This is a genomic window from Diaphorobacter sp. JS3051 (assembly GCF_015832135.1).
GTDB classification, from domain to species: domain Bacteria; phylum Pseudomonadota; class Gammaproteobacteria; order Burkholderiales; family Burkholderiaceae_C; genus Diaphorobacter; species Diaphorobacter nitroreducens.
The window spans coordinates 1,025,165-1,038,065 of the sequence record NZ_CP065406.1; the positions used below are offsets into that span (position 1 = coordinate 1,025,165).

The 12,901-nt window shown below is 69.2% G+C and carries 11 protein-coding genes; 4 read left to right on the forward strand and 7 right to left on the reverse strand.

Annotation, left to right across the window (positions count from 1 at the left end):
• Positions 1-60: 60 nt before the first annotated feature.
• The 3 genes from adh to I3K84_RS04905 all read left to right on the forward strand — a co-directional run bounded on the left by adh (position 61) and on the right by I3K84_RS04905 (position 3,134).
• Entirely contained in the window at positions 61-1,584 is a 1,524-nt protein-coding gene (gene adh, locus I3K84_RS04895; RefSeq protein WP_011805141.1) for an aldehyde dehydrogenase, read from the forward strand.
• Between the two features lie 95 nt (positions 1,585-1,679).
• Positions 1,680-2,711, forward strand: a complete 1,032-nt coding sequence (gene adhP / locus I3K84_RS04900; protein ID WP_172206968.1) for an alcohol dehydrogenase AdhP — start codon at positions 1,680-1,682, stop codon at positions 2,709-2,711.
• Between the two features lie 21 nt (positions 2,712-2,732).
• Positions 2,733-3,134, forward strand: a complete 402-nt coding sequence (locus tag I3K84_RS04905) for a DUF779 domain-containing protein (protein ID WP_047351214.1) — start codon at positions 2,733-2,735, stop codon at positions 3,132-3,134.
• Positions 3,135-3,245: 111 nt separating this feature from the next.
• On the opposite strand, the gene I3K84_RS04910 is transcribed toward I3K84_RS04905, so the two are convergent.
• The 3 genes from I3K84_RS04910 to sbcB form a co-directional block, all read right to left on the reverse strand.
• Complete coding sequence (locus I3K84_RS04910) at positions 3,246-5,255, reverse strand: sigma-54-dependent Fis family transcriptional regulator (RefSeq protein ID WP_196995610.1); 2,010 nt, start codon at positions 5,253-5,255, stop codon at positions 3,246-3,248.
• Between the two features lie 70 nt (positions 5,256-5,325).
• The gene (locus tag I3K84_RS04915; RefSeq protein WP_196995611.1) at positions 5,326-6,210 is read right to left on the reverse strand and encodes an NAD-dependent protein deacetylase; all 885 of its coding nucleotides are present in this window, start codon (positions 6,208-6,210) and stop codon (positions 5,326-5,328) included.
• 8 nt (positions 6,211-6,218) lie between these two features.
• Entirely contained in the window at positions 6,219-7,658 is a 1,440-nt protein-coding gene (gene sbcB, locus I3K84_RS04920; RefSeq protein ID WP_196995612.1) for an exodeoxyribonuclease I, read from the reverse strand.
• 69 nt (positions 7,659-7,727) lie between these two features.
• On the opposite strand from sbcB, the gene I3K84_RS04925 reads away from it, so the two are divergent.
• Positions 7,728-9,128 (forward strand): lytic murein transglycosylase, encoded by a 1,401-nt coding sequence (locus I3K84_RS04925; RefSeq protein ID WP_196995613.1) that lies wholly within the window; start codon positions 7,728-7,730, stop codon positions 9,126-9,128.
• A 92-nt stretch (positions 9,129-9,220) separates the two neighbouring features.
• Here the strand turns inward: I3K84_RS04925 and I3K84_RS04930 are convergent, their stop codons facing one another.
• Genes I3K84_RS04930 through I3K84_RS04945 form a run of 4 tightly spaced genes read right to left on the reverse strand, consistent with a single transcriptional unit; the run spans position 9,221 to position 12,894 of the window.
• Positions 9,221-9,931 (reverse strand): ABC transporter ATP-binding protein, encoded by a 711-nt coding sequence (locus I3K84_RS04930; protein ID WP_011805099.1) that lies wholly within the window; start codon positions 9,929-9,931, stop codon positions 9,221-9,223.
• A 10-nt stretch (positions 9,932-9,941) separates the two neighbouring features.
• The gene (locus tag I3K84_RS04935; protein WP_196995614.1) at positions 9,942-11,141 is read right to left on the reverse strand and encodes an ABC transporter permease; all 1,200 of its coding nucleotides are present in this window, start codon (positions 11,139-11,141) and stop codon (positions 9,942-9,944) included.
• The gene (locus I3K84_RS04940) at positions 11,138-12,289 is read right to left on the reverse strand and encodes an efflux RND transporter periplasmic adaptor subunit (protein ID WP_196995615.1); all 1,152 of its coding nucleotides are present in this window, start codon (positions 12,287-12,289) and stop codon (positions 11,138-11,140) included. The genes I3K84_RS04935 and I3K84_RS04940 overlap by 4 nt, the downstream gene beginning before the upstream one ends.
• Positions 12,286-12,894: a TetR/AcrR family transcriptional regulator gene (locus tag I3K84_RS04945; RefSeq protein WP_011805096.1), complete on the reverse strand. Its 609-nt coding sequence runs from the start codon at positions 12,892-12,894 to the stop codon at positions 12,286-12,288. The genes I3K84_RS04940 and I3K84_RS04945 overlap by 4 nt, the downstream gene beginning before the upstream one ends.
• Positions 12,895-12,901: the final 7 nt, after the last annotated feature.

Consider the following 12,901-nt stretch of genomic DNA (forward strand, 5'->3'; position numbering starts at 1 on the left):
CTGAGGCACTGCCGCCGCCGCATCGGTGGCATTCCTTCACAAGCACTCAGGAGACACCACATGAACATGGCCGAAATCGCCAGCCTTGGCATCGCCAACCCCTACAAGCAGCAGTACGGCAACTACATCGGCGGGCAGTGGGTGGCGCCCGTGGACGGGCAGTACTTCGAGAACATCTCGCCCATCAACGGCCAGAAGTTCACGGCCGTGCCGCGCTCCAACAGCAAGGACATCGACGCCGCACTGGACGCCGCGCACAAAGCCAAGGCCGCGTGGGGCCGCACCTCGACCACCGAGCGCGCCAACATCCTGAACCGCATCGCCGACCGCATGGAAGCCAACCTGCTGCAGATCGCCGTGGCCGAGACCATCGACAACGGCAAGCCGCTGCGCGAGACCATGGCAGCCGACATTCCGCTGGCCATCGACCACTTCCGCTACTTCGCCGGCGCCGTGCGCGCGCAGGAAGGCGGCATCAGCGAGATCGACGCCGACACCATCGCCTACCACTTCCATGAGCCACTGGGCGTGGTCGGGCAGATCATTCCGTGGAACTTCCCCATCCTGATGGCGGTGTGGAAGCTCGCCCCCGCGCTGGCTGCGGGCAACTGCGTGGTGCTGAAACCCGCGGAGCAGACGCCCGCCTCCATCCTGGTGCTGATGGAGATCATTGGCGACCTGCTGCCGCCGGGCGTGGTCAATGTGGTCAACGGCTTTGGCCTGGAGGCCGGCAAGCCGCTGGCCTCCAGCAACCGCATCGCAAAAATAGCCTTCACGGGCGAGACCACCACGGGCCGGCTGATCATGCAGTACGCCAGCCAGAACATCATTCCCGTGACGCTGGAGCTGGGCGGCAAGAGCCCCAACATCTTCTTCGAGGACGTGATGTCCGCCGACGACGGCTTCTTCGACAAGGCGCTGGAAGGCTTTGCGATGTTCGCGCTGAACCAGGGCGAGGTCTGCACCTGCCCCAGCCGCGCGTTGATCCAGGAATCGATCTACGAGCGCTTCATGGAGCGCGCGCTCAAGCGCGTGGCCGCCATCCAGCAGGGCCACCCGCTGGACAAGAACACCATGATCGGCGCCCAGGCCTCGCAGGAGCAACTGGAAAAGATCCTTTCTTACCTGGACCTGGGCAAGCAGGAAGGCGCCCAGTGCCTCATCGGCGGCGCGCGCAACACCGCCCTGGGCGGCGACCTGGCCGGCGGCTACTACGTGCAGCCCACGGTGTTCAAGGGCCACAACAAGATGCGCATCTTCCAGGAGGAAATCTTCGGCCCCGTGGTCTCGGTGACCACCTTCAAGACCGAAGAAGAGGCGCTGGAGATCGCCAACGACACGCTCTACGGCCTGGGCGCGGGCGTGTGGAGCCGTGATGGCGCGCGCGCCTTCCGCATGGGCAAGGGCATCCAGGCCGGGCGCGTGTGGACCAACTGCTACCACCACTACCCCGCGCACGCCGCGTTTGGCGGCTACAAGCAGTCGGGCATCGGCCGTGAGAACCACAAGATGATGCTGGACCACTACCAGCAGACCAAGAACCTGCTGGTGAGCTACACCCAGCAGCCGCTGGGCTTCTTCTAAGCCCATACAGCGCCCCCACTGGCCGTCCCAGCGGGGGCGGCTGGTGCACGGGGGCTCCCCTTGCGTTCATTTGCACAGAGAAGGAGGTTTATCCCATGCCAGCCAAGACAATGAAAGCCGCCGTGGTCCGCGAGTTCGGCAAGCCGCTGACGATCGAAGAGGTGCCCGTGCCCACCCCCGCCGCCGACCAGATCCTGGTGAAGATCGAGGCCTCGGGCGTGTGCCACACCGACCTGCACGCCGCCGAGGGCGACTGGCCCGTCAAGCCCAATCCGCCCTTCATCCCGGGGCATGAGGGCGTGGGCTTCGTCGCCGCCGTGGGCGCCAACGTCAAGCATGTGAAGGAAGGCGACCGCGTGGGCGTGCCCTGGCTGCACTCGGCCTGCGGCTGTTGCACGCACTGCCTGGGCGGTTGGGAGACGCTGTGCGAGTCGCAGAGCAACACGGGGTATTCGGTCAACGGCGGTTTTGCCGACTACGCGCTGGCCGACCCCAACTACGTGGGCCACCTGCCGAAAGACCTGGGCTTCGTGGACATCGCCCCCGTGCTGTGCGCCGGCGTGACCGTGTACAAAGGCCTGAAGGTGACCGACACCAAGCCCGGCGACTGGGTGGCGATTTCCGGCATTGGCGGCCTGGGCCACATGGCCGTGCAGTACGCCCGCGCCATGGGGCTGAACGTGGCTGCGGTGGACGTGGACGACGACAAGCTCGCGCTGGCCCGCCAGCTGGGCGCCAGCGTGACGGTGAACGCGCGCGACACCGACCCGGCCGCCTTCCTGCAAAAGGAGATCGGCGGCGCGCACGGTGCGCTGGTCACGGCCGTGTCGCCCAAGGCCTTCGAGCAGGCGCTGGGCATGGTGCGGCGTGGCGGCACGGTGTCGCTCAACGGGTTGCCGCCGGGCAACTTCCCTCTGCCCATCTTCGACATGGTGCTGCGCGGCGTGACCGTGCGCGGCTCCATCGTCGGCACGCGTCTGGACCTGCAGGAGTCGCTGGACTTCGCCGCGCGCGGCCAGGTGAAGGCCACGGTGCGCACCGAGAAGCTGGAGAACATCAACGACGTGTTCGCGCGCATGCACAAGGGCCAGATCCAGGGCCGCGTGGTGCTGGACATGGCGGCCTGACGCCGCGGCACAGGCAACGCCATGACCACGCCAGCGCCGCCCGCCACCCGCGTGTCGGCCACGCCCGAGGCCACGGCGCTCATCAAGCGCCTGGTGGCCCAGCACGGGCCGCTGATGTTCCACCAGTCGGGCGGCTGCTGCGACGGCAGCGCGCCCATGTGCTTTGCCCGCGGGGAGTTCCTGCTGGGCGATGCCGACGTGCTGCTGGGCGAGATCGCCGGGCAGCCGTTCTACATGAGCCGCTCGCAGTTCGCGTACTGGGAGCACACGCACCTCCTCATCGATGCGGTGCCGGGCGGCGGGGGCATGTTCTCGCTCGAAGGGCCCACGGGCATGCGCTTTCTCACGCGCTCACGGCTGTACACCGACGAGGAATGGGCCGCCATCGAAGCGCTGGGGCCGCCGCCAACGGGCGGCCAGTGACGCTGTTCTAGAGTTGCTCTTTATTTAATAGCTACTCGCGCTGTATCGGCGGCGTTTTTCAGGTCAATTTCGGCTGAATCGCCCGCCCAACCAGCGCAAATCGCTCCTTTTTCAGGAGCGACACGACTGCGCGCGCAGGTAGCGGTACACCGTGTTGCGCGACACGCCCAGCGCGCGCGCGGCGGCGGAGACATTGCCCGCGTGCGCATCCAGTGCCTGCTGCAGCGCATGGGCCGCCACATCGCCCAGCGGCCGCACGCTGGCCGGGGCCGGAGCCGGGGCCGCGGCGCGCGCGCCGTCCGCTGGCGGCACCGCTGGCTGAGAGAACGCCTGCGCCACCACGCGGCCCTGCTGCGCCAGCGCCTCGCATTCCTCCAGGAAGTCCTCCGGCAGGTGCGCGCACGTGATCGCGTCCGCGCCCTCGGCCAACAGCGCCGCCGTGCGCAGCACGTTGGACAGCTGGCGCAGGTTGCCCGGCCAGGGGTGGGCAGCGAACAGCGCCATCACCTCGGGCGCCACCGGTATGGGGCTGTCTGCGGCGGGAGAGTCATGCTGGGCGCGCAGCAACCGCTGCACGATCACCGCCAGGTCCGTGCGCTCGCGCAGCGCAGGCAGTCGCACTACCAGGCCGTTCAGCCGGTAGTACAGGTCGTCACGAAACTGGCCGTCGGCCATCATGGCGCGCAGGTTGCGGTGCGTGGCGCAGACCACGTTCACGTCCACCTCGATCTGCCGCGTGCTGCCCAGAGGCGCCACGCTGCGCTCCTGCAGCACGCGCAGCAGCCGCGCCTGCATGGCCAGCGGCATGTCGCCAATCTCGTCCAGGAACAGCGTGCCGCCGTGCGCCTGCACGATCTTGCCCACGCTGCCCTTGCGGCGCGCGCCGGTGAAGGCGCCCTCTTCGTAGCCGAACAGCTCGGCCTCGATCAGCGACTCGGGAATGGACGCGCAGTTCACCGCCACGAAGGGCCCCCGCGCGCGCGGGCCGTCGTTATGGATGGCACGCGCCAGCAACTCCTTGCCGGTGCCCGTCTCACCCAGGATCATCGTGGGCACGCCACGCCCCAGCAGCCGCGTGACGCGCTCGATCACCTGCGCCAGCTGGGCGTCGCCCGTGTCCAGGTAGCGCAGGCTGGACAGGCCGGGGGCCGCAGCAGGCCGCGCGCGCGGCGGCGGGGCCTCGGCCGGGACGTCCGGGCACACTGGCAGCGTGACGCCGCCGCGTGGCGCAAACTCCACCTGTGCGTGCACCGACACGCCTGCCGGCAGTTGCAGCGCCAGCAGCGTGGGCACCGAGCGGCGCGCATGCTCCAGCAGCGCGCCCATCGACAGGCCGAACAGCGAGGTGAAGGTGTGTGCCGCCAGCGCCGGTCCCGACAACCCCAGCTGGAACTGCGCGCTGCGGTTGGCCGCCAGAAAGCGCCCCTGCGGGGTAAACGCCGCCAGCCCTTCCATGAGCGTGCCCAGGAACTCGACGCGCGCATGAAAGCGCAGGCGCACGGCATCCTCGTACACCTTGCCGAAGAGGTGGTTCTCCACCATCGCGGCGGACATGCGCACCAGCGCCAGCGTGTGGGCGCTGTGGCCGCGGCGGTCGCCGCTCACGTCCAGCGCGCCGAGGATCTGCCCCTGCGGATCCAGGATGGGAGCGCATGAACAGGTGAGGAACTGGTTGGCTTTCAGGTAATGCTGGCGCCCGTTGATCTGCACCGCATCGCCCAGGGCCAACGCCGTACCAATGGCGTTGGTGCCCTTGCTGCGCTCCGACCAGCCCGCACCGGGCTGCAGGGCCACGCGGCCGGCGCGGTCCAGGAAGGCATCATCGCCCTCGGCATGCAGGATCACCCCCTGCGCGTCGGTCAGCATCACCATGCTCTGCGTGCCGCGCAGCTGCTGCGCCAGGGTTTCCATGACGGGGCGCGCATGGGCGCACAGGGCCTCGTTGCGTGCCACGGTCCAGGCCAGGGTCTGGCGGTCCAGCAGGTGCAGGTCGGCCTGCTCATGGGGCTGCAGCCCGAACGACTGCGAGCGGGCGTGGGCCTGGGCGACGACGCCTGCCGTGGTCAGCGCCAGCGCGGCACCCGCGGAAGGATGCGCGCCGGGCGTTGCGGTGCGGTGCATGGTGTCTCCTATGCAAGCTATGCGCTGCACGGCACGCGGCCAGGCGGCGCTTTGGGACCGCACGATAGCATCAACGGCCGCTGACGAGCCCAGCAACCGCGGCGGGCACGCTGGCATGGGGCTGCGCCCACGCGTGGGCCAACGCCTGCAGGGCAGTGCCTGCGTCCTGCTCCAGCTTGAGCGCCAGCAGCCCGTCGGCCCGTGTACGCCCCTGGTTGACCGCTGCCACGGGCAGGCCGGCATCGACCGCCGCCTGCACGAACCGAAAGCCCGAATACACCATGAGCGACGAGCCCACGACGAGCACCGCTTGCGAGCGTGCCAGCGCCGCGCGCGCGGCCTCCACACGCTCGCGCGGCACGCTCTCGCCAAAGAACACCACGTCGGGCTTGAGCAGGCCGTTGCCGCAGTGCGCGCAGGAAGGCACATCGAAGCCGCCGAAGTCCCGTCCGTCCAGATCGGCGTCCCCATCGGGCGCGGCGCCGGCCTGCAGCGCCACCCATCCAGGGTTGCGCCGCTCCAGTTCGTGTTGCAACGCCACACGCGGCGCACGCATGCCGCAGTCCATGCACAGCACGGTGTCGATGCGCCCGTGCAGGTCCAGCGTGCGCTGGCTGCCCGCTGCGCTGTGCAGGCCGTCCACGTTCTGGGTCAACAGCAGTTCGATACGGCCCGCCGTTTCCAGCGCAGCCAGCGCACGGTGCGCAGAACCGGGCTGGGCGCGGCCCATCACCCGCCAGCCCAGCAGGCTGCGCGCCCAGTAGCGCCGGCGCGTGGCTTCATCGCCCATGAAGGCCTGGAAGGTGACGGGCTGGGGGCGCTTCCATTCACCGTTGTGGTCGCGGTAGTCGGGAATGCCCACCTCCGTACTGCAGCCCGCGCCCGTGATGACGAACAGGCGCGGATGGCGGCGCACGAAGTCAAGCAGCGCATCAACGTTGGCGGCAGCTTGCATCACAGCCCTCAGTCCATGCCGGGCGCGATGCTCTCGGCGTAGTCGTACACCGCGCCGAGGATGGCCTCGGTGCGTTCGTCATCGGCCTCGGCACCCAGCGTGTCCAGGCGCTCGAACAGCGCGTCGAACGTCAGCCCGCCGCCCTCGCCCTCCACCAGCATGGCGACGCGGTGCGCCTCCCAGCGCTCCTGCTCCTCGGGCGAGAGCGTGTGCGGGAAGTTGCGCGCACGGTAGCGCCAGACCAGCTCGGCCAGGCGCGCGTCGTCAAAACCCAGGCGCTCGTGCGCCAGCTCTTCGCCGGGCAATGCGCGCAGACGGTTCAGGCGGCGGCGGTCCTCATTGCCCACGAAGCCGCCGTACAGGTCCTGGTCCACATCCAGCGGCCCCTCCGCAGGGCGCTGGAACACCTGGGCCCAGACGGCTGTCAGGTCGGGCAGCGCGCGCGCCGCGGCGGCATGTTGCGCGGCCTGTGGCAGGTCGATACCCCAGCGCTGCGCCATGGCTGGCGTGAGCGTATTGAGGTTACCCACCACCATCGGCGACTTGTTCAGATGCACGCTCTTGAGCGGCAGGCGTGTCACGCCCTCGGGCAGGTCGGCCGCGCGCGTGAACAGGCGCGTGCGGATCTCGTCAGCGGACAGCCGGGCCAGCTCGGAAGGGTCTTGCGCCAGATCCCAGGCCAGCAGCTCATTCTTGTTGGTCGGGTGGCTGGCCAGCGGCCACATCACGGCCAGGCAGCCGCGTTCGGCAGGGAACATGCCCGAGACGTGCAGGAACGGCCGTGCCTCCTGCGCCGTGGTGGGCAGGCGCAGCTCGGCCGCCACGCGGTCCTTCTTGTGCAGGGACAGCGCGAAGTCGAACAGCCGGGGGTTGCGTGAACGGATGAGCCGCGCCAGCGCGATGGTCGCACGCACGTCCGACAGCGCGTCGTGCGCGGCCTCGTGCGCCAGGCCGTTGGCCTTGGACAGATGCTCCAGGCGGAAGCTGGGCTTGCCGTCCACCTCGGGCCACGCGATGCCCTCGGGACGCAGCGCGTAGGTCAGGCGCACCACATCCAGCAGGTCCCAGCGGCCGCACTGGTTCTGCCACTCGCGCGCATACGGGTCCATGAGATTGCGCCAGAACATGAAGCGCGTGATCTCGTCGTCGAAACGGATGGTGTTGTAGCCCACGCCAATGGTGCCGGGCAGCGCCAGCTCGGCCTCGATGCGGGCGGCGAATTCGCGCTCGGGCAAACCCTTTTCCAGGCACAGCTGGGGCGTGATGCCGGTGATCAGGCACGACTGCGGATCCGGCAGATAGTCGTTGGCCGGGCGGCAGTAGATCATCAGCGGCTCGCCGATCTCGTTGAGCTCGGCATCGGTGCGGACGGCGGCAAACTGTGCGGGGCGGTCGCGGCGCGTGTTGGCGCCAAAGGTTTCGTAGTCGTGCCAGAGAAAAGTGTGCATGAGGAAGAAGTTGCAGCCGGAAACAGTGCCAGGGCGAAGTATGCAATGGCAGGCCGGCACAATGGCCGCATGCGTTTTCTCTTCATGCCCGACACCCTCACCCGGCGCCGCGCCGCCGCCTCCGCACTGGGCCTGGCAGCACTGGCGGGGTGCGCCTCCGCTCCGCCAGCGACCCCCGCCGTAGCGGCTCCATCCGCTGCACCCAGCGCCCCTGCGCCCGCGCCGGTTATCCCCCAACTGCCCTCGCCCGCAGCGCCCACCACCCCGGCGCCTGCCCCGGCAGCATCCACCGTGGAACCGGCGAGCACGCCGGTCGCGCCGGCGGCGCCCGACACCACCGCAACCACGCTGGCCGGCTTCCACGCCTGGGTGAGCGCCTTTGCACGCGAGGCGCTGGCCGCCGGCATCCGCCCGCAGACCGTGGCCGCCACCCTGGGCCAGGCGCAGTGGCAACCGCGCGTGGTGGAACTGGACCGCGCCCAGCCCGAATTCACCCGCCCGCCCTGGGCCTACCTGGACAGCGCCGTGTCACCCCAGCGTATTGCGCAGGGACGCGAGCAGCGCCGCCAGTACGCCGACGCGCTGGACGCAGCAGCGCAGCGCTACGGCGTGCCCGCCAGCGTGGTCACGGCCATCTGGGGCATGGAGAGCAACTATGGCCGCAACTTCGGCAGCTTCCGCACCGTGGATGCGCTGGCCACCCTCGCCTACGACGGGCGCCGCAGCGCATGGGCCCAGCGCGAGCTGCTGGCCGCGTTGCGCATCGTGGACCAGGGCGACATCGCGGCCGACGCGCTCATCGGCTCCTGGGCCGGGGCCATGGGGCACACGCAGTTTCTGCCTTCGGTGTTCCTTGCCCATGCGGTGGATGCGGACGGGGACGGGCGGCGCGACATCTGGGGCAGCGTGCCCGACGTGGTGGCGTCCACGGCCAACTTCCTGTCCCATTCGGGCTGGAAGAGCGGTGAGCCGTGGGGCGCCGAAGTGCTGCTGCCGCCCGGCTTCGACTACGCACGCGCAGAGCTGAGCGTGCGCCAGGCCAGCAGCGACTGGGCCGCTGAAGGGGTGCGCGGCGTGGGTGACGCGGAGCTGCCGCCGCTGCAGGACGCCTCCGTCCTTACCCCGGCAGGCGCGCGTGGACCCGCCATCCTGGTCGGGCCCAACTTCCGCGCGCTGCTGCGCTACAACAACTCGGTGAACTACGCCCTGGCCGTGGGCCTGCTGGCACGGCAGATCGACGGCGGCGCGGGCCTGGCATCCGCCTGGCCGCGCGAACTGCAGCCTCTGTCGCGCAGCGAAGTACGCGCGCTGCAGGAGGCGCTGAACGCACGCGGCCTGGACACCGGCACGCCCGACGGCGTGGCAGGGCCCGCCACGCGCGCTGGGGTGCGCCGCTACCAGCAAAGTGTGGGCTTGCCCGCCGACGGCTATGCCACGCGCGAACTATTGCAGCGACTGCTGACGCCCTGAGCCGGCGTCACCGCGTTGTTTTACTCCTTTTTTGATAGCTACTAGCGCTTTCTGCATGGGCGCTAGAGCCTGATTTCATCAAGATCGGCGCCTCACTCGAAGCCGCGACCCTCGCCCGCCTCCTCGTGGGTCACGCCGTCGCGTATGTGGTAGATGCGCTTGAAGGTGGGGATGATCTTCTCGTCGTGCGTGACGACGATGATGGCCGTCTCCAGGCGCCGAGCCATGTCGTTCAGGATGCGGATCACCGCCATGGCACGTTGCGAATCCAGCGGCGCCGTGGGCTCGTCGGCCAGGATCACCGGCGGGCGGTTGACCAAGCCGCGGGCGATGGCCACACGCTGCTGCTCCCCGCCCGACAGTTGCGATGGCATGGCCGTGGCCCGGTGCTGCACGTCCAGGGCCGTGAGCAACTCCAGTGCGCGGCGGCGCGCCTCGTCGTTGGGCACGCCGGCCAGCATGGGCAGCAGCGCCACGTTGTCGGTGGCATCCAGAAACTGGATCAGGTACGGCGCCTGGAACACGAAGCCGATCTGGTCACGGCGCAGCGCGCGCAGGTCGGGTACTCGCCAGCCGTCGTCATAGATCACCGTGTCGCCCAGCGTCATGCGGCCCGACGTGGGATCGATCACCGCGCCCAGGCACTTGAGCAGCGTGCTCTTGCCCGAACCGGACGGGCCGATCAGGCCCACCACCTCACCCGGTGCCACGTGCATGTTCACGTCCTTGAGGGCGAGGAACGCCGTGTCGCCGGAGCCGTAGCGCTTGGTCAGGCGCTCGATGTGGATCCCTTTCCTGCTCATTGCTGCGTCCTCACCCTATCGCCTCGGCCGGATCGACCCGCAGCGCCATGCGGATGGCCACCACGCTGGAGAGCACGCAGATCGCCAGCACCGCGATGAACCCCGCCACCGTATCGAACGGCACCAGCAGCACATATTTGGGAAACAGCGGCGCGGCAAAGGTGGCCGTGATCTTGCCGACGACGAAGCCGATCACGCCCAGCACCAGCGCCTGCTGCAGGATCATCCAGGCGATGGTGCGGTTGCGCGTGCCGATGAGCTTGAGCACGGCAATCTCGCGGATCTTGTCCATCGTCAGCGTGTAGATGAGAAAGGCCACGATGGCCGCACTGACCAGCGCCAGGATTACCAGGAACATGCCGATCTGCTTGGCCGATGTGGCGATGAGCTTGCCCACGAGGATGCCTTCCATCTGCGCCCGGTCGTACACCGTGAGCCGCTTCCAGCGGCGGATAGGCTCGGCCACCTCCTGGGATGTGAAGCCCGGCTGCATGCGCACCAGCACGGCATTCACATAGCTGTTGCTGGTTTGCGAGGCCACCACCGCATCCAGCAGGTCGGGAACGCCGGGGCGGTTGAAGGCCGGGTTGGCCTCGGTGCGCCGGCGCTGCATGAGGATGGCGTCGTTGTCCTTGAGGAACTGCGCCTCCTGCGCATCTTTCAACGGTATGAACACCATCGGGTCGCCGCTGGACGAGACCATGCGCCGCGTGAGGCCCACCACCGTGTAGTGGTTGCGCCGAATCTTCAGCACATCGCCCAGACGCACGCCGGCTGCCACGTCGGCGACGGCCTCGTAATGGCCGCGCGTGATCTGGCGCCCCGCCACCAACTGCGGTGGCCAGCCGGGCGCGCCTGGGCCGCTCGCGGTGATGCCCACCACCATGGAGCGCACATCCTTGTCGCCGTGGCCCACCTGCATGGTCAGGTAGGTGATGTTGGCGGCCTGCGCCACGCCCGACATGGCGCGGATGCCGCGCCACAGGTCGTCGGGCACGCTGGAGGATTCCGCGTAGGGGCCCAGCGTGTCTTTCTGCACCACCCACAGGTCGGCGCCGCTGTTGTCCAGCAGCACCTTACCGTCGTCCACCATGCCGCGGTAGACGCCCGCCATGGTCAGCGTCACGCCGATCAGCAGGCCCAGGCCGATGCCGGTGAAGACGAACTTCCCCCAGGCATGCAGAATGTCGCGCCCTGCCAGGCTGATCAAGGCGCCACCCCGGCAATGCGCTCGACCACGTGCACGCGGCTGCGCGCCGTGAGCGCCCTCTCGCTGTACACCACGATGGAGTCGCCCACGGCCAGCCCGTCCAGCACCTGCACATGGCCGTCGAGGTCCGCACGGCCCAGGCGTACCTGCGCAAACTGCGGCTTGCCACCGACCAGCTTCCACACGCCGCGCTGCCCGTCCACGAAGCGGATGGCCGCATTGGGGATGGTGGGCGCTTCGGGCAGTGCCGGCAGGCGCACGGTGACCTCGGCCAGTTCACCGACGGGGGGCAGCGGTGTAACCGGTGCATCGAAGACGATCTTGGCCAGCGTCTCCTCTGTCACCGCGTCCGCCAGGGGCTCGACGCGCAGCACGCTGCCGACCAGGTTGTCCCCGCGGCGCGAGCGCAGCACCACCTCGGCCGGTAGCCGGGCCGCCAACCCTTGGGCGGTGATCTGGTCAAAGCGCGTGTCGATCCACAGGCTGGCCGGGTCGATGAGCTTTACCACCGCCTGCCCCGCCACCACGGTCGTGCCAGGGTCGGCATCGCGCGCAGCCACCATGCCGGCTACGGGCGACACCAGCCGCAGGTTGCCACGCTGCGCGCGCAATGCCTGCAAGTCAGCGCGCAGACGGCTCGCATCCTCGCGGGCAGCGGCCAGCGCGGCGTCTGCCACGGCCAGTTCCTGCTGCTTGGTGGCGTAGCTTTCCTCGCTGGTGCCGCGCACGGCCACCAGTTTCCCGTAGCGCTGGTGCTGGGTCTGCGCATAACTCTGTCTGGCCTCTGCCTGGCGCAGCGCGGCTTCGGCGCTCTTGATGGCCGCCTGCTGTGCGCGCAGGCGGTCGTCCAGGTCCACCGGGTCCATTTCGCCCAGCACCTGCCCGGCCTCCACCCTGTCGCCCACCTGAACGTCCAGGCGCTGCACGCGCCCGGCGAAGGTGGGACCGATCTTGTACAGATAACGCGCCTGCACCGTGCCGATGCCCGAGAGTGCCGGGGCAATGGCGCGCGATTGCACGCTGCCCAGCGTGACCGCCACGGGCGCCAGCGGCCCCGAACGCAGAGCGACATAGACGAACAGCGCCACCAGCGGCGCAATGACGGCGATCAGCGCCAGCGTGCGGCGCTGCAGACGGGGAAACTTCATAGCGCTCTTCCGATGCCGCGGCGGTAAATGGCAAACACGCCCTGCGCATCGCGGCGCATGCGCTGCACGTCACCCGCGAGCAGCGACTGCATCACCAGCCCCTGCACGGTGCCGATGAACAGCACGGCAGCGGCCTGCGCATCCAGTTGCGGGTCCAGCTCGCCCGCAGCCTTGCCGGTCTCCAGCAGCCCGCGCAGGCGCTCGCCGTAGGCCGTGATCAGGGTCTGCACCATCTGCTTGGGCAGGGTTTGGCCGGGGCGTTGGAGCTCCCCAAAGATGAGGCGTGGCACACCGGGCCGCTCGCACACGAAATGGATGTGCGCCATGAACACCGCCTCCAGCGCCGCCAGGGGAGAGGCTGCCCCATCCGCGGCCGCGTCCACGCGCGCCATGAGACGCTGCGCCACCCACGACATCACCGCCTGCAGGATGGCGTCCTTGGACGCGAAATGCCGAAACAGTGCCCCCTGCGTCACGCCCATATGCTGGGCAATGGCGGTGGTGGTGATGTCGCTGGGGTTCTGCTGGGCCGCCAGATCGACCACGGCCTCCACCGTGGCGATGCGCCGTTCGTCGGCGGGCAGGTACTTGGGCAGTTCACTCATGCAGCCA